The sequence below is a fragment of the Duganella sp. genome, from assembly GCF_039595735.1.
GTDB lineage: Bacteria > Pseudomonadota > Gammaproteobacteria > Burkholderiales > Burkholderiaceae_D > Rugamonas.
The window spans coordinates 43,106-63,960 of record NZ_JBCNLB010000014.1 but is presented as its reverse complement, the minus strand read 5'-3'; the positions used below and the strand labels follow the sequence as shown (position 1 = coordinate 63,960).

At 64.5% G+C, this 20,855-nt stretch carries 18 protein-coding genes; 13 read left to right on the top strand and 5 right to left on the bottom strand.

Annotated elements, in window-relative coordinates; genetic code table 11:
* Window positions 1-117 precede the first annotated feature (117 nt).
* The 3 genes from ABDW57_RS20390 (at window position 118) to ABDW57_RS20380 (ending at window position 3,922) form a co-directional block, all read left to right on the top strand.
* Window positions 118-1,845 (top strand): NYN domain-containing protein, encoded by a 1,728-nt coding sequence (locus tag ABDW57_RS20390; RefSeq protein WP_343732011.1) that lies wholly within the window; start codon window positions 118-120, stop codon window positions 1,843-1,845.
* A gap of 2 nt (window positions 1,846-1,847) precedes the next feature.
* Window positions 1,848-2,699 carry an MOSC N-terminal beta barrel domain-containing protein gene (locus tag ABDW57_RS20385; protein WP_343732010.1) on the top strand — a complete coding sequence of 284 codons (852 nt, stop codon included), beginning with the start codon at window positions 1,848-1,850 and terminating at the stop codon, window positions 2,697-2,699.
* A gap of 65 nt (window positions 2,700-2,764) precedes the next feature.
* Window positions 2,765-3,922 (top strand): DUF484 family protein, encoded by a 1,158-nt coding sequence (locus ABDW57_RS20380; RefSeq protein ID WP_343732009.1) that lies wholly within the window; start codon window positions 2,765-2,767, stop codon window positions 3,920-3,922.
* Window positions 3,923-3,951: 29 nt separating this feature from the next.
* Here the strand turns inward: ABDW57_RS20380 and ABDW57_RS20375 are convergent, their stop codons facing one another.
* Window positions 3,952-5,934 (bottom strand): cation:proton antiporter, encoded by a 1,983-nt coding sequence (locus tag ABDW57_RS20375; protein ID WP_343732008.1) that lies wholly within the window; start codon window positions 5,932-5,934, stop codon window positions 3,952-3,954.
* Window positions 5,935-6,009: 75 nt separating this feature from the next.
* On the opposite strand from ABDW57_RS20375, the gene ABDW57_RS20370 reads away from it, so the two are divergent.
* The 10 genes from ABDW57_RS20370 (at window position 6,010) to ABDW57_RS20325 (ending at window position 16,484) form a co-directional block, all read left to right on the top strand.
* Entirely contained in the window at window positions 6,010-6,999 is a 990-nt protein-coding gene (locus ABDW57_RS20370; RefSeq protein WP_343732007.1) for a KpsF/GutQ family sugar-phosphate isomerase, read from the top strand.
* Complete coding sequence (locus ABDW57_RS20365; protein WP_343732006.1) at window positions 6,999-7,529, top strand: HAD family hydrolase; 531 nt, start codon at window positions 6,999-7,001, stop codon at window positions 7,527-7,529. The genes ABDW57_RS20370 and ABDW57_RS20365 overlap by 1 nt, the downstream gene beginning before the upstream one ends.
* A 12-nt stretch (window positions 7,530-7,541) precedes the next feature.
* On the top strand, window positions 7,542-8,135 hold the full coding sequence (gene lptC / locus ABDW57_RS20360) for an LPS export ABC transporter periplasmic protein LptC (protein WP_343732005.1): 594 nt from the start codon (window positions 7,542-7,544) through the stop codon (window positions 8,133-8,135).
* 17 nt (window positions 8,136-8,152) lie between these two features.
* Window positions 8,153-8,734 carry a lipopolysaccharide transport periplasmic protein LptA gene (gene lptA / locus ABDW57_RS20355; protein WP_343732078.1) on the top strand — a complete coding sequence of 194 codons (582 nt, stop codon included), beginning with the start codon at window positions 8,153-8,155 and terminating at the stop codon, window positions 8,732-8,734.
* A gap of 1 nt (window position 8,735) precedes the next feature.
* On the top strand, window positions 8,736-9,488 hold the full coding sequence (gene lptB, locus ABDW57_RS20350; protein WP_343732004.1) for an LPS export ABC transporter ATP-binding protein: 753 nt from the start codon (window positions 8,736-8,738) through the stop codon (window positions 9,486-9,488).
* A gap of 6 nt (window positions 9,489-9,494) precedes the next feature.
* A complete protein-coding gene (locus tag ABDW57_RS20345) occupies window positions 9,495-10,967 on the top strand; it encodes an RNA polymerase factor sigma-54 (protein WP_343732003.1) in 1,473 nt (490 codons plus the stop codon).
* A 76-nt stretch (window positions 10,968-11,043) separates the two neighbouring features.
* Window positions 11,044-11,403, top strand: a complete 360-nt coding sequence (raiA, locus tag ABDW57_RS20340; protein WP_176645852.1) for a ribosome-associated translation inhibitor RaiA — start codon at window positions 11,044-11,046, stop codon at window positions 11,401-11,403.
* Window positions 11,404-11,602: 199 nt separating this feature from the next.
* Entirely contained in the window at window positions 11,603-14,485 is a 2,883-nt protein-coding gene (locus tag ABDW57_RS20335) for a TonB-dependent receptor (protein ID WP_343732002.1), read from the top strand.
* A 10-nt stretch (window positions 14,486-14,495) separates the two neighbouring features.
* A complete protein-coding gene (locus ABDW57_RS20330) occupies window positions 14,496-15,398 on the top strand; it encodes an alginate lyase family protein (RefSeq protein WP_343732001.1) in 903 nt (300 codons plus the stop codon).
* Window positions 15,399-15,407: 9 nt separating this feature from the next.
* Window positions 15,408-16,484, top strand: coding sequence for an enoyl-CoA hydratase/isomerase family protein (locus tag ABDW57_RS20325; protein ID WP_343732000.1), 1,077 nt, complete (start codon window positions 15,408-15,410; stop codon window positions 16,482-16,484).
* Here the strand turns inward: ABDW57_RS20325 and ABDW57_RS20320 are convergent.
* The 4 genes from ABDW57_RS20320 to ABDW57_RS20305 are packed head-to-tail and all read right to left on the bottom strand — an operon-like array spanning window position 16,475 to window position 20,821.
* On the bottom strand, window positions 16,475-17,551 hold the full coding sequence (locus ABDW57_RS20320) for a chemotaxis response regulator protein-glutamate methylesterase (protein WP_343731999.1): 1,077 nt from the start codon (window positions 17,549-17,551) through the stop codon (window positions 16,475-16,477). The two genes, ABDW57_RS20325 and ABDW57_RS20320, sit on opposite strands and share 10 nt — an antisense overlap.
* The gene (locus ABDW57_RS20315) at window positions 17,548-18,381 is read right to left on the bottom strand and encodes a protein-glutamate O-methyltransferase CheR (protein ID WP_343731998.1); all 834 of its coding nucleotides are present in this window, start codon (window positions 18,379-18,381) and stop codon (window positions 17,548-17,550) included. Before ABDW57_RS20315 ends, ABDW57_RS20320 begins: the two co-directional genes overlap by 4 nt.
* A 2-nt stretch (window positions 18,382-18,383) precedes the next feature.
* The gene (locus tag ABDW57_RS20310; protein ID WP_343731997.1) at window positions 18,384-18,869 is read right to left on the bottom strand and encodes a chemotaxis protein CheW; all 486 of its coding nucleotides are present in this window, start codon (window positions 18,867-18,869) and stop codon (window positions 18,384-18,386) included.
* An 8-nt stretch (window positions 18,870-18,877) separates the two neighbouring features.
* A complete protein-coding gene (locus tag ABDW57_RS20305) occupies window positions 18,878-20,821 on the bottom strand; it encodes a methyl-accepting chemotaxis protein (RefSeq protein ID WP_343731996.1) in 1,944 nt (647 codons plus the stop codon).
* Window positions 20,822-20,855: the final 34 nt, after the last annotated feature.

Below are 20,855 nucleotides of genomic sequence, written 5' to 3'. Positions count from 1 at the left end.
CTGCGGCTTGCGCAGCGCCGCTGCTGCGAAATCAACAGTGCTGTTGATTGCTGGATGGGCCAGTTCGGTATAATCGCCGGATTGCCTGCTTTACCCCTACTCTAGAAAATACTCTTCATGGCTTCTTCCAACGAAAACGTCAGCATGGCGCTGTTCTGCGATTTTGAGAACGTGGCGCTCGGTGTGCGTGACGCTAACTACGACAAGTTCGATATCAAGCCGGTGCTGGAGCGCCTGCTGCTCAAGGGCAGCATCGTGGTCAAGAAAGCCTATTGCGACTGGGATCGCTACAAATCCTTCAAGGCTTCGATGCACGAGGCCAACTTTGAGCTGATTGAGATTCCGCACGTCCGTCAGTCCGGCAAGAATTCGGCTGACATCCGCATGGTGGTGGATGCGCTGGACTTGTGCTACACCAAGTCGCACGTGGATACGTTTGTGATTATTTCCGGCGATTCCGATTTTTCGCCGCTGGTGTCCAAGCTGCGCGAGAACGCCAAGAAGGTGATTGGCGTGGGCGTCAAGCAGTCGACGTCCGATCTGCTGGTGGCCAACTGCGATGAGTTCATTTTCTACGATGATCTGGTGCGCGAGAGCCGCCGTGCGCGTCGCGATGCCAGCAACGACAAGCCGCAGGTCAAGCGCACGCCGGAAGAGGAGCGCGCCCGCCGCGAGGAGATGGAGAAACGCCGCTCGCAGGCGGTGGAGATTGCGGTCAATACGTTTGAGGCGTTGGTGCTGGAGCGTGGCGATAGCGGCAAGATCTGGGCCTCGGTGCTGAAGGAGGCGATCAAGCGCCGCAAGCCAGATTTCAGCGAGTCGTACTATGGCTTCCGCACCTTTGGCAATCTGATCGAGGAATGCAAGGCGCGCGGTTATCTGGAGTTTGGCCGCGATGAGAAGTCGGGGGCGTATGTGTACCGCGGCAGCGGTGTGCCGCAGCCGGTGAGCGATGCACCCGTCGTTGCCGATGGCAGCGCAGCGGCTGTAGTGACTGCTCCGGCAGAAGGCGGCCAGCAGGAATCGCGCCGCAGCCGCAACCGTGGCCGCACCGCCGCCGAGCGCTTTGCCGAGCGTCAGGCCCAGCGCCTGGCGCAGCAACAGCGCGCCACGCAAGGGCAAGCTGAAGGCGCCGCTGGCGAGGTGGACGTCGATGAAGCGTCGGCCGCCACCGAACCGGCACCGGTTGCATGGTACGACGTCACGCCAGCGGAGGCCGCAGCCAACGCCGCGCCGGTGGACGACGCCGGCGCTGCAGCGGCAGACGCCGCTCCGGTCGTACTGGAACCCGCCGTCGAACTGCCGGTCGAAGCTGGCGCACCAGCGCAGGCCAAGAAGAAGAACGGCACCAAGCCGCCAGCTCGCAAGCTGAAGGAGCAGGCCAAGAAAGGCAAGGGCGTCGCCGTCTCGCCAGTCGATGCCGCATCGTCCGCAACCGCCGCTGACCCCCGCGCGCCAGGCGTCCCGGCCCCCACCGCGGATGCCGCACCAGCCGCCACGCCCCGCGCGGCCGGCACCCCGGCCCATGGCACTGATACCGCACCAGCCGCTGCTGCTCGTGCGTCTGGCGCTGCGGCCCGCGCTGCTGACGCATCCGCGCCGGCCGCCGCTACGCCGGGCGAGCAGGGGGCTGCTGCCAAGGGCCGTCCTGCGGGCAAGTCGCGCTCTGGCAAGCCCAATGCCGGCAAGCCGAAGGCCGCCGCCGCGCCAGCGCCTGCTGCCGAAGCGTCGCCTGCCGCTGACGCCGACAAGCCAGCCAAGGCCAAGCCAGCCCGCAAGCCGGCCGCGCCGCGCACCCCGCGTCCGCCCAAAGCCAAAGCCGCTGCCGCCCCAACCGAGGAATAAGCATGCCCACGTTGTCCGCCATCACCATCTACCCGATCAAATCCTGCGCCGGCCTGTCGCTGGAAGAAGCGACGCTGACGCCGCTCGGCCTGATGTCCGCGCAAATCTACGATCGTGAATGGATGGTGGTGGACAGCAATGGCTGCGCCCTGACCCAGCGCGAACACCCGCGCATGGCCCTGATCAAGCCCACCATCAAGGGCGCCACGCTGGAACTGCAGGCTCCCGGCATGCTGCGCCTGGAAATCCCGCTCGGCCTGCCGGACCCGCAAAGCGCGCCCACGCTGCAAACGCAAGTCTGGGACGACAGCGTACTGGCCTACGACTGCGATGCCCTGACCGCCGAATGGTTCACCAAGGCCATCGGCGTGCCATGCCGCCTGGCGCGCTTCCACGCCAACGCCGAACGCGCGGTCAGCACCAAATGGACCGATGGCGTGCAGGCGACCACCATGTTCTCGGACGGCTACCCGATGCTGGTCACCGGCACCGCCTCGCTGGACGACCTGAATCAAAAACTGGTGGCCGCTGGCCGCCAGTCCATCCCCATGAACCGCTTCCGCCCGAACCTGGTGATCGACGGCATCGAAGCATTCGAAGAAGACTACGCCGAGTCGTTCCAGATCGGCGAAGTCGTGTTGAAACCAGTCAAACCCTGCCCACGCTGCCCGATGCCGTCGATCGACCAGACCACCGGTGAATTCGGCCCCGATCCGCTGGACATCATGCAAAGCTACCGCGCCAAGCCGGAGCTGGAGGGGGCGCTGTGCTTCGGCATGAACAGCATTCTGATCGCCGGCGTGGACCAGCGGGTACGCGTCGGCCAGGAAATCGAGGTTACACTGGCGTTTTAAGCAATCCGGGCATTCCCAACCGGGCCGACTTGGCGTAATGTGGGAATACGCAAGAAAGGGCCATCATGACGCAGACTGCAACCGGAAAACTTCCGCCTCAGACCGATCAACACGATCTGGCGGCCGAGAACCGGGCCTTGCGCGCGCGGATGGCTTACCTGCTGGAGCAGGCCGAACGCAATCACTCCATCATGACGCGCCACCAGGCTTTCGACCTGGAGATCGTCGGCGCCAGCAATTTCCCGGAATTGATCGGCACCATCTTCCGCGTGCTGCCGGTGATTTCCGAGCTCGATAGCGTCACCCTGACACTGATCGACGAGGATGCCGACATCCGCACCGTCATGCTCAAGCTGGACGTGGTGTTTGAAGATTTCCCCGACCTGATTTTTGTGGAAACGGTGGATGAACTGGGCTTCGACCTGGGCCGCCGCAACGCCTACACGCCGACGCCCAAGCCGCTGCTGGGCATGTACGACGCGCAGCGCCATGCGCACGCCTTCCCGAACGCGCCGTCGACGCTGCAAAGCGTGGCGCTGGTGCCGCTGCTGCGCAACAAGCGCGTGATCGGCAGCCTGAATCTGGGCAGCCGCGATCCCACCCGTTTCACGCCCAGCCTGGGCACGGACTTCATCGAGCACATGGCGTCCATCATCGCCATCTGCCTGGAGAACGTCATCAGCAACGAGATGCTGAAATATATCGGCCTGACCGATTCGCTGACCGGCGTGTACAACCGCCGCTACATCGACCGCCGCCTGCTGGAGGAAATCGCGCGTGCGCGCCGGCAGTCGTATCCGATTTCCTTCATGTACATCGATATCGACCATTTCAAGCGGGTCAACGATACCGTCGGGCATGGCGGCGGCGACGAGGTGCTGCGCGAGGTGGCGGGGCGCATCAAGAACGAGTTGCGCTCGTCGGACGCGCTGGCGCGCTTTGGCGGCGAGGAATTCGTGGTGCTGCTGATTGATGCGAATTTGGAAAGCGCGGCGTTTGTGGCCGAGCGCATCCGCGCCAGCGTGGCCGGCAGCATGATCACTTTGTCGCCGGAGTTGCAGTTGTCGGTGACGGTGTCGATCGGCGTGGCCTGCCTGGAGGTGGGCATGGCCGAGGGCGAGCCGGAAGCCATCGCCCGCGCGCTGATCGAGCGTGCCGACGGCCTGCTTTACGACGCCAAGGAGCACGGCCGCAACCGCGTGGTCAGCACCCGCGAGGCGTGACTGTCGTTCCGGCGAAAGCCGGAATGACGTTAGCGGGTCAGGCGCTGCTCGGCGCGGTTGACCGCTTCGGCGGCGCCGCGCAATACCACCACATCACCGGCCTGCAGGGTAGTCTCCGGCGTCACTTCCACACCGCTCTTGCCGCGGCGGATGCTGGCCACTTCCGCGCCCGACGCATGCACATCCAGCGACCCCAGCGAACGCCCCACGCACGGCGCGCTGCCGTTCAAGGTGACCGAATGCAGGCGCTCCAGGTCGGCCTCCTCATCCACATCGCTCATGCCGTGGAAATAGCCGCGCAGCGAGGCATAACGCTCCTCGCGCGCCGCCTGCACCCGGTGCACCACGCGCCGCAGCGGCACGCCCAGCATCACCAGCGCGTGCGAGGCCAGCATCAGGCTGCCCTCCATCAGCTCCGGCACCACTTCGGCGGCGCCGGCCTGCTTGAGGCGGTCCAGATCGGTATCGTCATGCGAACGCACGATCACCGGCAGCGATGGCGTCAGTTCGTGCACCTGATGCAGCACGCGCAGCGCCGAACGGGTGTCGGCATAAGTGATCACAATCGCGCTGGCGCGGTAGATGCCGGCTGCCACCAGGCTTTCACGCCGCGCCGCATCGCCGTAGGACACGCTGGCGCCGGCGCTCTGCGCTTCCTGCACGCGCTCCGGATCGAGGTCTAGCGCGTGATAATCGATTTTTTCCTCGGTCAGCAGGGTGGCCAGGCTCTGGCCGCTGCGGCCGAAGCCGCAGACGATGACGTGCTTGTTGGTGGACATGGTGCGGCTGGCGATCTTGGTCAGCTGCAGCGACTGCATCATCCATTCATTGCTGGAGAACTTCATCACAATCTTGTCCGACTGCGCGATGATGAACGGCGCCAGCAGCATGGACAGCACCATCGAGGCCAGCACCACCTGCACGATGTAGGCATCCATCAGGTTCTGCCCGGCGGCCAGGTTGAGCAGCACGAAACCGAATTCGCCGGCCTGCGCCAGCGCCAGGCCGGTGCGCATGGAAACGCCGTCCGAGGCGCCAAACAGCTTGGCCAGGCCGGCAATCAGGGCAAATTTCATCAGCACCGGCGCGCACAACAGGACCAGCACCAGCCACCAGTTGGCCATCACCAGCTTGACGTTCAGCAGCATGCCAATGGTGATGAAGAACAGTCCCAGCAGCACGTCGCGGAACGGTTTGATGTCCTCTTCCACCTGGTGCTTGTATTCGGTCTCGGAAATCAGCATGCCGGCCACAAAGGCGCCCAGGGCCAGCGACAGGCCGGCGCGCTCGGTGATCCAGGCCGCGCCCAGCGTCACCAGCAGCAGGTTCAGCATGAACAGTTCCTGCGAACGGCGCTTGACCACGATGGTGAACCAGCCGCGCATGAGTTTGTGGCCGACCACCAGCAGCAGTGCCAGCACGATCACCGCCTTCAGGCCGGCCCAGGCCAGGGTTTCCATCAGCTTGTCCGGGCGTTCGCCCAGCGACGGGATCAGGATCAGCAGCGGCACCACCGCCAGGTCCTGGAACAGCAGGATGCCGATGATTTTGCGGCCATGCTCGCTTTCCAGCTCCAGCCGCTCGGTCAGCATCTTGGACACGATGGCGGTGGAGGACATGGCCAGCGCGCCGCCCAGCGCAAACGAGGCCTGCCAGCTGATGTGCAGGGCAGGCGGCAGCTGGGTGGCGATGGTCCAGCCAAATATCATGGTTGCGACGATAGTAAGCACTACCTGCGCCATGCCCAGCCCGAATACGATCCGGCTCATGGCCTTGAGTTTGGGCAGGGAAAATTCCAGGCCGATCGAGAACATCAGGAACACCACCCCAAACTCGGCCAGGCCGTGGGTGGTTTCGCTTTGCTCGGCCAGACCCAGCGCGTGCGGGCCGATCAGGATGCCGACGGCCAGGTAGCCCAGCATCGGCGGCAGATGCAGCATGCGGAAGGCGACCACGCCCAGCACGGCACTGCCCAGCAACAACAGGGTTAATTCAAGCGGGGAAAACGTCATTTTGTTGTCACTGGCAAGTTTTTTGCTTTCTCAATTCGGCTATACTTGGGCATGAGTGTAACCCATGAAAAAACAATGCTGAAAGCTTTTGATGCAAAAACGGCACTGCGTCTTGCCCAAGACACGCTGCAGAACGAAGCGGATGCCATCCTTGCCCTGAACGCGCGCCTGGCCGATGACGACAGCGTGGTGCAAGCCATTTCCCTGCTGTTGAACTGCAAGGGCCGCGTGGTCGTGTCCGGCATCGGCAAATCGGGCCATATCGGCCGCAAGATCGCCGCCACGCTGGCGTCGACCGGCACGCCGGCGCTGTTCGTGCATCCGGCCGAGGCGGCCCACGGCGACCTCGGCATGGTCACCGCCGATGATGCATTTATTGCCATTTCCTACTCCGGCGAGAGCTCGGAGCTGATGACCATCTTGCCGGTGGTCAAGCGCATGGGCAGCAAGGTGATTGCCATCACCGGCAAGCCGGGCTCCAGCCTGGCCACCATTGCCGATGTCCACCTGAACGTGGCGGTGGCCAAGGAAGCCTGTCCGATGAATCTGGCGCCGACCACCTCCACCACCGTCACCCTGGCCCTGGGCGACGCCATTGCGGTGGCGCTGCTGGACCTGCGCGGTTTCAAGGAAGAAGATTTCGCCCGCTCGCACCCGGGCGGCGCACTGGGCCGCCGCCTGCTGACCCACGTGAAAGATGTGATGCGCAGCGGCGACGCCGTGCCGCGCGTGACCGCCGGCGTCAAGCTGACCGATGCGCTGCTGGAAATCACCCAGAAGGGCATGGGCATGACCGCCATCGTCGATGCCGACAACAAGCCGGTCGGCGTATTCACCGACGGCGACCTGCGCCGCATGATTGAAAAAGTCCAGGATTTCAGCAAAGTGGTGATCGGGGATGTGATGCATGCCAACCCGCGCACCATCTCGCCTGAGAAAATGGCGGTGGATGCGGTGGCCGTGATGGAGCAATACCGCATCAACCAGATGCTGGTGACCGATGCCGACGGCAAGCTGGTCGGTGCGCTGCATATCCACGACCTGACCCGCGCCAAGGTGATCTGATGACCGAGCTGACCTATGTGGAACGCGCCGCGCGCGTCAAGCTGATGATTTTCGACGTCGACGGCGTGCTGACCGACGGCAGCCTGCATTACGGCGCCGACGGCGAGGCGCTCAAGACGTTCAACGTGCAGGATGGCCTGGGCATCAAGCTGATCCAGGAAGCCGGCATCCAGACCGCCATCATCAGCGCGCGCACTTCGCCGCAGGTGATCCGGCGCGCGGCCGATCTGGGCATCAGCCATCTGCACCAGGGCGGCCACGACAAGCTGACGCCGTTCAACGCGCTGCTGGAGAAGACCGGCCTGACCGCCGAGCAGGTCGGCTTCATCGGCGACGATGTGGTGGACTTGCCGATCCTGGCGCGCGCCGGCTTTGCGGTTGCGGTGCCGAACGGCCGCAAGGAAGTGCTGGAGCGCGCCCACCACGTGACCGTGGCCCACGGCGGCCGTGGCGCGGTGCGCGAGGTCTGTGAGCTGGTGCTGCACGCGCAGGGGCTGTACGAGCGCGTGCTGGCGCAATTCCTGGTTTGACAGGGGGTAATCATGCGTAAAAGAACAGCCCACCGCTGGCAGCTGACCCTGATCATGATGGCCGGCGTGTTTGTGGCCGTCGGCAGCTTCTGGCTGGTGCAGGTGGTCAACCAGGCCGGCGAGGAAGCCCAGGCCGACAAGTTCCGCGACGAGCCGGACTACATCATCGACCGCTTCAGTACCGTACGCATGAACAAGAATGGCCAGCCGGCCTACATCATTTCCGGCGATAAGCTGACGCACCGCCCGCTGGATGACTCGTCGCTGATCGACAAGCCGTTCGTGCACGGGCTGGCCACCGAACAGCCGCCGATGAATATCCACGCGCAGACTGCCGTTGTCGATCAGGGCAATACGCGCGTCACATTGAATGGTAATGTGGACGTGGTGCGGCCCGCCACCAGGCAAGCGCAGGAGCTGCGCCTGAAGACCAGTACGCTGACCGTGTACCCGGATGAAGAACGCATGGAAACCGACGCCCCGGTCGAGATGCTGGTTGGCACCTCGACTGCCACCGGCACCGGCATGAAGGCCAACAACGCCACCCGCCAGATTGCGCTGGGCGGCCGCGGAACGATTACGATGCCGCCGCGCGCGGCACATTGAAGGAAGCAATGATGAAGATGAATAAACTGATGTTGTCGGCGGCGCTGCTGCTGGCCGCCGCTGCCGGCGTGGTGCACGCCGAGAAGGCCGATTCCACCAAGCCGACCCAGGTGACTTTCGACCAGCTGGACGCCGACGACGTCAAGCAGATCAAGACCTTCACCGGCAATGTGGTGCTGACGCGCGGCACCCTGCTGATGAAGTCGCCCAAGGCGGTGGTGACGGAAGATCCGGAAGGCTACCAGTTCGTCGTGCTGCACAGCGCGCCGGGTGTGCAGGCCACCTTCCGCCAGAAGCTGGACGGCGCCGGCGACCAGTGGGTCGAGGGCCAGGCCGACCGCATCGAGTACGACAACAAGACCGAGCTGGTCAAGCTGTACGCCAAGGCGCAGATCAAGAAGCTGGAAGGCGGCAAGCCCGCCAGCCAGGTCGACGGTGAATTCATTTCCTACGACAGCCGCAAGGAATTCTTCGCGGTGAAGAACACGGCCAGCGGCGAGAGCAAGCCGGGCGCGGGCCGCAGCACCATGGTGATTCAGCCATCGAGCAAGCTGGCAACGCCGCCTGCGCCGACCACCCAGCCTGCACCGGGGAAATAAGATGGAAGCATCCTGCGGTAGCACCCTGATCGTCAAAGGCTTGCAAAAGACCTACGGCAAGCGCCAGGTGGTGCATGACGTGTCGCTGCAAGTCGAATGCGGTGAAGTGGTCGGCCTGCTGGGGCCGAACGGCGCCGGCAAGACCACCTCGTTTTACATGATCGTCGGCCTGGTGCCGTCGGACGCCGGCAGCATCGATATCAGCGGCACCGATATCTCCTCGCTGCCGATCCACCGCCGCGCGACGATGGGCCTGTCCTATCTGCCGCAGGAAGCGTCGGTGTTCCGCAAGCTGACTGTGGAAGAAAATATCCGTGCCGTGCTGGAAATCCAGAAAGTGGACGGCAAGCCTTTATCCAAGGCTGACATTGATGAACGGCTGAATACCCTGCTGGCCGATTTGCAAATCGAAAAGCTGCGCGAAAACCAGGCGCTGTCGCTGTCCGGTGGCGAGCGCCGCCGCGTCGAGATCGCGCGCGCCCTGGCCACCAATCCGCGCTTCGTGCTGCTCGATGAACCTTTCGCCGGGGTCGACCCGATTGCCGTGATTGAGATCCAGCGCATCGTGCGCTTCCTCAAGGAGCGCGGCATCGGCGTCCTCATTACCGACCACAATGTGCGCGAGACGCTGGGCATCTGCGACCGCGCCTACATCATCAACCAGGGGACGGTGCTGGCTTCCGGCCGTCCGGACGACATCATCGCCAACGAGTCGGTGCGCCGCGTCTATCTGGGTGAACATTTCCGTATGTAAGTCTTCATGAAACAGTCTCTGCAACTGCGCACGTCGCAGCACCTGGCGTTGACGCCGCAACTGCAACAGTCGATCCGGCTGCTGCAGTTGTCAACGCTGGAGCTGCACCAGGAACTGGAACAACTGCTGATCGATAACCCGCTGCTGGAACGCCTGGACGATCCGCTGGACCATTCGCTGCGCCTGCTGGCCGATGGCGCCATCAGCCAGCAGGCGCCGGCCGGCGAAGCGCCGCCGGAAGGCCCGCCGGGCGAGGCGCCGGCGGCCGAAGCCGACACCTACGATGCCCCGGCCGCCGACACTGAAAGCACCACCCCCGATGCCGACCTGGACTGGGGTGACTCCGGCCGCAGCAAGAACAACGACGACGAGGAAGCGCGTCCGCAACTGGAAGCCCATCACTGCACGCTGCGCGAGCATTTGATGGAACAGATGCGGGTGACGGTGCTGGAAATGCGCGACCGCGCGCTGGTGGAGCTGATCATCGACGCGCTTGACGAAAACGGCTACCTGGAAGAATCGCTGGAAGAAATCCACGCGCGCCTGCCGCCAGAGCTGGAGATTGAAATCGAGGAGCTGCAGACCGCGCTCAAGCTGCTGCAAAGCTTCGACCCGATGGGCGTGGGCGCGCGCAATGCGTCCGAGTGCCTGGCGATACAAATCAGGCGTTTGCCCGGCGTGCCTTTGGTGACGCGGCGCATGGCCCTGGCCATCGTGGAAAATCACCTGACCTGGTTTGCCCAGCGCGACTTCAACAAGCTGAAAAAAACCCTGCTGTGCGATGACGAAGACTTGCGCGAAGCGCAGGCCGTGATTCGCCAGTGCAATCCGCATCCGGGCGCGGCGTTCGCCTCCGATGTGTCGGACTATGTGGTGCCGGATGTGATCGTCAAAAAATCGCGCAACGGCTGGCAGGTCAGCCTGAACAACGACGTCATGCCGCGCCTGCGCGTGAACGCCATGTACGCCAACCTGCTCAAGCAGGGCAAGGGGGAAAGCGCCATGGGCGCGCAATTGCAAGAGGCCAAATGGCTGATTAAAAATATGCGCCAGCGTTTCGATACGATCCTGCGCGTGGCACAGGCGATAGTAGAAAGACAAAAGAACTTTTTCTCGCATGGCGCCGTCGCCATGCGCCCCCTTGTGCTTCGCGAAATTGCTGATACACTGGGACTACACGAGAGCACTATTTCTCGCGTAACAACTCAAAAATATATGCTGACCCCGCACGGCATGTTTGAGTTGAAATATTTCTTTGGTAGCCATGTCGCCACCGAAGCTGGCGGGGAAGCAAGTTCGACGGCGATACGTGCCTTGATTGTGCAATTGACAGGAGCTGAAGACCCGAAAAATCCTTTATCCGACAGTAAGATTGCGGACATGCTGGGAGAACAGGGCATGGTGATTGCGCGACGGACTGTTGCCAAGTATCGCGAAGCTCTCAAAATCCCGCCAGTAAGCCTCCGCAAGTCTTTGTAGTGTGTTGGTTCCTGCGCGCCCGGCAGCAATGGGCACCGCACTAACCGTCAGAAGCGACTTATCTTTAGGAGTGTGTATGAATCTCACCATCAGTGGACATCATCTCGAAGTGACCGCAGCGATTCGCGAGTACGTGCAGAACAAGCTGGAACGGGTCACCCGCCACTTTGATCAAGTGATTGATATTGCTGTCATCCTGACCGTAGATAACCTTAAAGAGAAAGAGAAACGCCAGAAGGCTGAAATCAATCTGCGTCTGTCCGGTAAAACCGTCTACGTGGAAAGCCTGTCGCAAGACCTGTACGCCGCCATCGATACCCTGATCGACAAGCTTGATCGCCAGGTCATGAAGTACAAATCCAAAGTTCAATCGCACGGGCACGATGCCATCAAGCATATCCCGGATAGCTACGAACCCGCTGCCGCCGCCCTATAACAACGGCCCCGGCACATACAACTAAGGGCGCATGAGGGCGCCCTTTTTTGATCCTGCCCTGTTAAACGATTTTCTAAATCTTGGCAAGCTGCATTGGCGTTTACACAACGCAACGCAAATCTCTCTGGAATTTACAGTGCTGGAATGGTTTAATCATTAAGTTAAACGTTTTCCTATAACTACAAAGAGAGACTACACGATGAATCAACTCGCGATCCGGCCGCTGAGCGCGGCAATTGCCTTGATCTGCCTGTCCAGCGCCTGGGCACAGGAAGAGCCCGCGACGGTGGTGGTGTCCGGCATCCGCAAATCGTATGCCGACGCCGTCAACATGAAGCGCGACACCCTGGAAATTACCGACAGCATTTCATCCGACGGCCTGGGCCGCTTCCCTGACCTGAACGTGGGCGAGGCCATCCAGCGCATTCCCGGCGTGCAACTGAACCGCGAAGCCGGCTCGCGCAACGCCACCATCAACTTGCGCGGTCTGCCTGGCACCTTCGCGCTGACCACGATTAACGGCATGTCGTTCGCCCAGCCGGTGCTGAATGGATCGACCCCGCTGGGGGCGTTCAACTCGGACATTTTCAGCGCGGTGACGGTGCTGAAAAGCCCGACCGCGGCAGAACAGCCGGGCGGCCTGAGCGGCAACATCGATTTGCGCATCACCTCGGCGCTGGCGCGCAAGGATGGCGGCGGCATCACCGTGGGCGACGAATATGACGAGCTGGGCCGCCTGACCACGCCGAATGCCACGGTGTCCTGGAACAAGCACTTCGGCAAGGATCTGGCGGTGTTTGGCGTGTATGCCTACAAGAAAGAAGATTTCCGCCGCGATTCGACCCAGATTCAGGATTACGATCAGCTGACGGCAGCCAACCTCGGCATCACGCAAGCGCAGTTCGACGCGCGCTATCCAAAGTCGGAATACGCCAAGGGCATCCTGTTCCCCGGCCAGATCCGCCAGACCGTGACCGCCAACACCGGCGCCACCCACAGCGGCGCGGCCGGCGTCGGCTGGCGCATGAACAGCGAGACCAAGCTCAACCTCACTGGCTACTTCAGCGACCGCAAGCTCGATGCCTCCAACCAGTACCTGAACTATATCGACCCGACCGTCAATTCGCCGATCACCAACCTGGGGCCGATCTTCACCATCGATACGCCGAGCGGCAAGCAGGCCATGATCAATTCCTACGATTACGCCAACGCCAGCATCACCGACTCGCTGCGCTCGGCGCCGCAACGCCAGCGCACGCATGGGCTGAGCGCCGATGTCGATTGGGAGAACGACGACTGGCACTTCAACGGCGCGCTGCACAGCTCGCGCGCAGAAAACCGCCAGGACCAGCTGTCGATTGACATCGTGCAATCGGCGCGCACGCTGCCCGGCGCCAATGGCACCTATGGCCACTACTACTCGGGCGGCACCGACCTGGCGCAGTCCATCCTGACCCTGTTCACGCCCACCGCCAGCCACATCAATCCGGGGCCGTACGACCAGCGTCCCGGCACCTCGGTCACGCAGGCGCGCAACAATGGCAACGACCGCTTTGGCGTGACCGGCACCAACGGCCGCGCGCTGACCTCGGTGGATGCGGTGCAGGCCACGGCCGAGCGCAGCTTTGAGGAAGGCTTCTTCAAGTCGGTCAAGGCCGGCTTGCGCGCCGAGAACAATGACTTCGTATCGAGCGGTACGCGCAACACCGCGCAAGGCATCAACTTCGCGGCCATCCAGCCCTCGCTGGCGATTGCCAATCCCTATCTCGACACCTTTGCCGGCGGCTACATCCCCGGCTACACCAAAAACTGGGTGGCGGTCGATATTCCTGCGGTGCTGAACGCGGTCAAGCCGGTGACGGTGCTGCCGGGCCAGACGCTGACGCCGTATGGCCTGGTCAACAACGACGCCGATCCGGGCTTCTCTTCATATAACTTCTCGGTCAAGAACCGGATCGCTTCGGCCTTCGTGTCCAGCATCTGGGGCACCAGCGTGCTGGGCATTCCGCTGAAGGGCAATCTGGGCGCGCGATACGAGACCACGCGCGAAACCGTCAATTCGATCGATACCAGCAACCAGACCGTCACCATCCCCGGCGGCACCAAGGTGGTGACCACCAAGACCCCGCGCGAGTTCGAGCAGCGCTATCGCAACTTCCTGCCGTCGCTGGTGGCCAAGGCTGACCTGAGCGACAAGCTGGCGCTGCGTGGCGCCGCCTACCGCACCTTTGTGCGGCCGCAGCCGCGCGATATCACGCCGTCCACGGTGGTGACCGAACCGGCGCAGGGCGCCACCACCCCGACCTATAACGTGGTGCTGGGCAGCGCCGACCTGAAACCGTACACCGCCAATTCCTTTGACCTGGCGCTGGAGTGGTACAACCGGCCGAACGGGCTGGTGGCGCTGACCGTGTTCCAGAAAGATGTGAAAGGGCTGGTGGGGCCGGTGCGCGACGTCAACCGTCTGTGCCCGGCCGATGCCACCGCCTTGGGCCTGGGCCACCTGAGCGTGGTGGGCAGCAATTGCATGAGCGATATCCTGGTCAATGTCGGCACGGCGGAAGCGCCGTCGCTGCAGCCCGCACGGGTGGTCATCACCGGCCAGACCAACCAGCAGAAGATCAAGGTGAACGGCGTGGAGTTCAACGTGCAGCAGAATCTGGACTGGCTGCCGGCGCCGTGGAATAACCTGGGCGGCGCCTTCAATTACGCCTACACCACCATCAAGGGCAAGAACGACGACGGCTCGGCGGCGACGCTGCCGGGCGTGTCGCGCAATAATTACAACCTGATCGCTTACTACGAGACCAAGACCTGGGGCGTGCGCGCGGTGTACAACTATCGCGACGATTACGACCTGGCGGCCGGCGGCACCTTTAACGGCGCGGCGCGCTCGGTCAAGGCGCGCGGCCAGTTGGACATGTCGGCCAGCTACACCTTTGCCGGCAATTACAAGATTTCCTTCGACGCCTTTAATATGACCAACTCGGTGCGCGAGGAATACGAGGGCTCTTACCTGAAGCCGCGTCGTCTGGATGTGGACGGCCGCACCTATCAGGTCAAGCTCAGCGCGACTTTCTGACAGGAGCATCATGAAATTATTTATACCATTATTGTTGGCCGTGTCGGCGGCGCAGGCCTGCCCCGATGCGCCGCCGGCGCGCAGCGACATCGAGGCCAACAGCTATTACTCGGACAAGCATCACTCGGTGATCGATCCGGTGTTGCGGGCCAAGAACATCGCCGCCAGCAAGCCGATCGAGGATTTCCTGGCGCAGGTGGCGCGCGATGCGAACGGGCAGGGCGACCCCGCCTGCGCGCTGTCGTGGCTGGCCAGCTGGGGCGAGCAGAAAGCCATGCTGGGCAAGATGTCGAGCGAGCAGGCTTACTACGTGCGCAAGTGGACCCTGAGCGGCATGGCGCTCAACTATGCGCGCATCCGGCAGCAGGCCACGCCGGCGCAGCGCGCGGTGATCGAGGGCTGGTTCAAGGCGCTGGCCGACGCCACCATCGCGCACGCGGATGCCAAGAAGGGCGTCCGCAACAACCATTACTACTGGGAAGGCCTGGCGGTGACCGCGGTCGGCGGCGTGACCGGCGAGACGCGCTATCTGGACTGGGGCCGCAAGGTGCTCAACCATGCGCTCGGCCAGATGGAGGCCGACGGCGCCTTACCGGCCGAGATGGAACGCGCCGGCAAGGCGCTGCATTACCAGGTGTATGCGGCCACGCCGCTGGTGTTCATCGCCTCGATCCTGGATGTGCACGATCCGCGTCTGGATACGCTGGTGGCGTTCACGGTGGCCGCTTCGGCCGATCCATCCGGCATCGCCAAACGCACCGGTGTGGAGCAGGATCGGGTGGGCAGCCGCGAGGTGACGACCATTTACAACCGGCACGAGGGCAAGCCGCCACCGCCGCCCGGCAAGGCCCTGTGGCAACCGCGCATGGGCGGCGCACTGGATGTGCCCAATCCGCTGGAGCATCTGCAGTAGAATGGGCGGATGAGCGAATACATCCACACCAGCATCAGCAACGGCACCGGCCTGATCGTACTGGACCGGCCCAAGGCCCTCAACTCCCTGTCGCTGGACATGGTGCGGGCGATTACGCAGGCGCTGCTGGCGTGGCGCGATGACGCCGCGGTCGATGCCGTGCTGATCCGCAGCAGCAGCGAGAAAGCCTTGTGCGCCGGCGGCGACATCCGCTTTTTCTACGACGCCGGCAAGACCACGCCGCAGGGCGGCAGCGCGCTGGTGGAGGATTTTTTCACCGAGGAATACGCGCTCAACCACCTGATCCACTTTTATCCGAAACCGTATATCGCGCTGATGGATGGCGTGGTGATGGGCGGCGGCATGGGCGTGGCGCAGGCCGGGCCTGACGCGCGCGTGCGCATCGTTACCGACAAGACCCGGATGGCCATGCCGGAAGTGAATATCGGCCTGTTCCCGGACGTCGGCGGCAGCTACTTCCTGTCGCGCGCGCCGGGCGCGCTGGGCTATTACCTGGGCGTCACCGGCGTCACCATCAACGCTGCCGACGCCCTGTACGCCGGCCTGGCCGACCATTACGCGCCACTGGCCGACCGCGCCGCGCTGGACGCCTTGCTGAGCGCCACGCCGGGCGTGGACCTGCCGCGCGCCTTGGCCGCCTATGGCGCCGGCCACCACGCCGGCGACAGCCAGCTGGCTGCCAGCCGCACCGCCATCGACCGTCACTTCAGCGCTGGCTCGGTGCCCGCCATCATCGCCTCGCTGCAGGCGGATGGCAGCGAGTTTGCCGCCCACACCCTGGCAGTGATGGCCACCCGTTCGCCGCTGATGATGTGCGTCACGCACGAGCTGATCAAACGCGGCGCGACCCTGGACGTGGCCGGCTGCCTGCGCATGGAACGCGCCCTGGTGCGGCGCAATTTCGAGCACGGTGAGGTGATTGAAGGCGTGCGCGCGCTGGTCATCGACAAGGACAATGCCCCCCAATGGCATCCCGCCACCCTGGGCGAAGTGCGCGATGAGATGGTGCAAGCCATGTTCGCCCCGGTCTGGCCCGGCTACGCCCATCCCCTGCGTCATCTGTGACAGCGGCCGGCCGCCGCGACGGCGGCCGGGATGTCGCGCAGCGCCAGGATGCTGCGGGCGGCGTCGCGCTTGACCGCTTCTTTCGGCATGCCGTACACCACGCAGCTGGCTTCGTCCTGAGCGATGGTGTGGGCGCCGGCGTCGCGCATTTCGCGCAGGCCGCGCGCGCCGTCGTCGCCCATGCCGGTCATGATCACCCCCAGCGCATTGCGGCCGGCGCAGTGCGCCAGCGAGCGGAACAGCACGTCCACCGATGGCCGGTGGCGGTTGACCGGCGGCGCGTCCCTGATCTCGACCCGGTACTGGGCGCCGCTGCGCTGCAGCACCAGGTGGCGCCCGCCAGGCGCGATCAGGGCGCGCCCGGGCAGCACGCGGTCGCCGTCCTCGGCCTCGCGCACCTCGATCTGGCACAGCTGGTCGAGACGGCGCGCGAAGGCGCCGGTGAAGTGCGGCGGCATGTGCTGCACGATGACGATGCCCGGGCACACCCGCGGCAGCGCGCCCAGCACGTATTCCAGCGCCTGCGTGCCGCCGGTGGAGGTGCCGATGCCGACCACGCTCTCGCTGCCCAGCACCGGCGCCGGCGGCGTGCTCGGCAGCACCACGTCGGCGCTCAGCCGCGGCGCCGGCGGCGCCAGCGCCGCGCGTGCCGTCATGGCGCCCAGGTTGGCGCGCGCGGCCGCCTTGATCACGCTCGCCATGTCGTCGCCGCTGTCGAGCAGGAACTGGCGCAGCCCCAGCTTGGGCTTGGCGATCACGCTGACCGCGCCGGCCGCCAGCGCCTGCATGGTGGTTTCGGCGCCCTGTTCAGTCAGGGTGGAGCAGATCACCACCGGCGTCGGCCGCTCGCGCATCAGGCGCCGCAGGAAGCTGATGCCGTCCATGCGCGGCATTTCCACGTCCAGCACGATCACGTCCGGCCAGTCGCGCGCCATGCGCTCCATGGCGTACAGCGGGTCGCTGGCGGTGGCGATGACGCTCAGCGCGGGATCGGCCGCCAGCAGCGCGGACAGCACCTGGCGCACGGTCGCCGAATCGTCGACGATCATCACCTTGACCGGCTTCACGCGCCGCCCAGCTTGCGGTAGATCGAGGGCTGCACCAGCGCCAGCTGGGTGCTGACGCGGTTCAGGCTTTCCGCGTGGCTGACGATCAGCCAGCCGCCCGGGCGCAGCAGGGCCTGCAGCCGCTGCACCACCGCGCACTTGGTGTCGTGCGGGAAGTAGATCAGCACATTGCGCAGGAAAATCACGTCAAACTCGCCCAGCGCCGGCAGGCGCGCGTTGAGGTTGATCTGGCGGAAGCTGACGCGCGCGCGCAGGGCCGGATCAATGATGGAGGTGCCGGCATGGCAGCCGACGCCGCGCAGGCAATATTGCTGGCGCAGCTCGCGCGGAATGGCATCGAAGGCGGTCGAACGGTAGGCGCCGGCTGCGGCCTGTTCCAGCACCCGCGTGCTGAGGTCGGACGCCAGCACTTCCCACGGCTGCTGGCCCAGCGCCTGTGCCAGTGTCATGGCGATTGAATACGGCTCCTCGCCGCTGGAGCAGGCCGCGCTCCACACCCGCACCGGGCCGCGCTCGCGCAGCGGCGGCAGGATGGTGTCGCGCAGGAAGTCGAAATGCTGTGGTTCGCGGAAAAAATAAGTCTCGTTGGTGGTCAGCAGATCGACCGCGGTTTGCAGTTCGGCGCGATCGTCCTGCAGATGGCGGAAATAGGCCGCGTAACTGTCCCAGCCATGGTCGCGCAGGCGCCGCGCCAGCCGCCCGGCCACCAGCGCGCGCTTGGCGTCCGACAGGTGGATGCCGGCGATGCGGAACAGCAGGTCGCGGAACAGCTGGAATTCCCGTTCGCTGAGAGGCGGTCCGCACGGAACCGCCGACTGGCGCGCGCCCATGTTCAGGCGACGTCGGCCAGCTGCGCCAGCTCGTCGACCGCCAGCACGCGGTCGCTGTCCAGCAGGATCACGAAACGGTCGCGCACCTTGCCCATGCCGGCGATGAAGTCGGCACGGATGGCGGCACCGAACGCCGGCGGCGGCGCGATCTGCGCCGGCGGGATGTCCAGTACGGCGTTGACGGCATCGACCATGATGCCGATGTCGTGGGTGGCATCGTCCGCGCGCGCCTCGACGATCACCACGCAGGTGCGGCGGGTCGGGGCGCCGGCCTGGCGGCCGAAGCGTGCAGCGAGGTCGACCACCGGCACCACGGCGCCGCGCAGGTTGATCACGCCGCGGATAAACGCCGGCAGGCAGGGCACGGTGGTGAGTTCGCCGTACTCGATGATTTCCTTGATGCCGAGAATGCCGATGGCATACACCTCGCTGCCCAGCATGAAGGTCAGGTATTGCTGGCCGCCCGGCGCGGCAGGAGCTGCGTCCATGGCCGCTCCTAGTAGCGCACGAAGCCGGGCGGCGTGCCGACGGCCGCGCGTGGCGCGCGTACGGCTGGACGCGGCTGCTGGCGCGCGGCGGTGGCAGCCGGCACGGGCGCCGCCGCTGGCGTGCCGGCGGTCGGTTCGGACAGCGTAAAGAATTGCATCAGCTGCTGCAGCTGCACCGCCTGATCGCCCATCTGCTCGGCGGTGGCGGCCAGTTCCTCGGCGGCGCCGGCGTTCTGCTGGGTGGCCTTGTTGAGCTGCTCCATGGCGCCGTTGATCTGGCCGATGCCGGACGATTGTTCGCTGCTGGCCGAGGCGATTTCCTGCACCAGGTCGGAGGTCTTGGTAATGGTCGGCACCATGCCGTCCAGCAGCTGGCCGGCGCGCTCGGCCTGCTTGACCGAGCGTGCGGCCAGGTCGCCGATTTCCTGCGCCGCCACCTGCGAGCGTTCGGCCAGCTTGCGCACCTCGGCCGCCACCACGGCAAAGCCTTTGCCGTGCTCGCCGGCGCGGGCGGCTTCGATGGCCGCGTTCAGGGCCAGCAGATTGGTCTGGTAGGCGATGTCGTCGATGATGCCGATCTTTTGCGCGATCGACTGCATGGCGCCGACCGTTTCGCGCACGGCGGCGCCGCCCTCGGTGGCCTCGGCGGCGGCCTGGCTGGCCATGCCGTCGGTGACCTTGGCGTTCTCGGTATTCTGCAGTACGGTGGCCGACATCTGCTCGATCGAGGCCGAGGTTTCCTCCACCGAGGCGGCCTGTTCGGAAGCGCCCTGCGACAGCGACTGCGCGGTGCCGGAAATCTGTTCCGAGGCCGAGGACAGCGATTCGGCCGCCGCGCGTACTTCGCCGATCACCTGCGCCAGCTTGCTGATGGTGTTGTTGACAGTGTCCTTGAAGTCCTTCAGCTGTCCCTGGTAATTGCCTTCCACGGTGCGGGTCAGGTCGCCCTGTTCCATTTCCGCCAGCACCGCCACCGCCTCGTTGACCGGCAGCACGATGCCGTCCAGCGTCTGGTTGACGCCGGCCACCAGGCGCTGCCAGCCGCCGACGAACAGCCCGGTGTCGGCGCGCTGGTCGAGCTGGCCGTTGGCGGCGCCCTCGATGATGGTGGCGGTCTGCGCCAGCAGGTCGCTCATCATCTTGACCAGCGCATTCAGGTTGGCCTGGATGATGCCGTACAAGCCTTGGTAATTGGTCTCCAGCGGCGGCGGGATCACGCCCTTGGCGATATGGTCCACATACTCGGCGGTGATGTTGAGCGGCTGGGCCACGGCGTCGAGAATGGCGTTGATGCCGCGGCTGGCGTCTTTGAGGCGGCCCTCCGGCAGGCGGTCGAAGTTGATGCGGGTATCCAGCTTGCCGGCCAGCGCGTCCTGCACGCAGGCGGTCAGGTCGCCGGTGAAATGCATCAGCTCGGTCCGGTCTTCCCATTCCACCACCGCGCCCAGGCGCTTGCCGTCGCGGTTGAAGATAGGCATGGCCTTGAGGCCGAAGGTGCGGGCGCCAATCGTGATCTGGGTGCGGAACAGCTTGGTGAACTCGCTCAGCATCTTGCGCTGGTGCGCCGGATTCTTGTGGAACTGGTCGATGTTCGAACCCAGTAGTTTGTTGGCGTCAAACGAGGGGAAGATCTGGCGGATGTCGGCTTCCGCCACCCGCATCATCTCCACCACTGCCGGGTTGACGTAGTTGATGTTCAGGTCGGCGTCGGCCATCATGATGCAGGTCGAAACGATTTCCATGCCGCTGCGCAGGCGCTGCAGGCTCAGCTCGTCCTCGTGGCGCGCGGCCGCGGTCTGCTGCATGCGCTGCAGCTGCGCCAGCACCGGCGTCAGCGCGTCGTCGCCCAGCTCGTCGATGAGCGGGCCGCTCTCGTTGTCGCTCAATCCTTGCAGAACTTGCAGGACGGTGTCGATGCGTTCCTGACGTATGCGGTTGCCAAAGAATGCCATGTGTGTCTCCTGATGAAATGGTGGTGCCGACGGC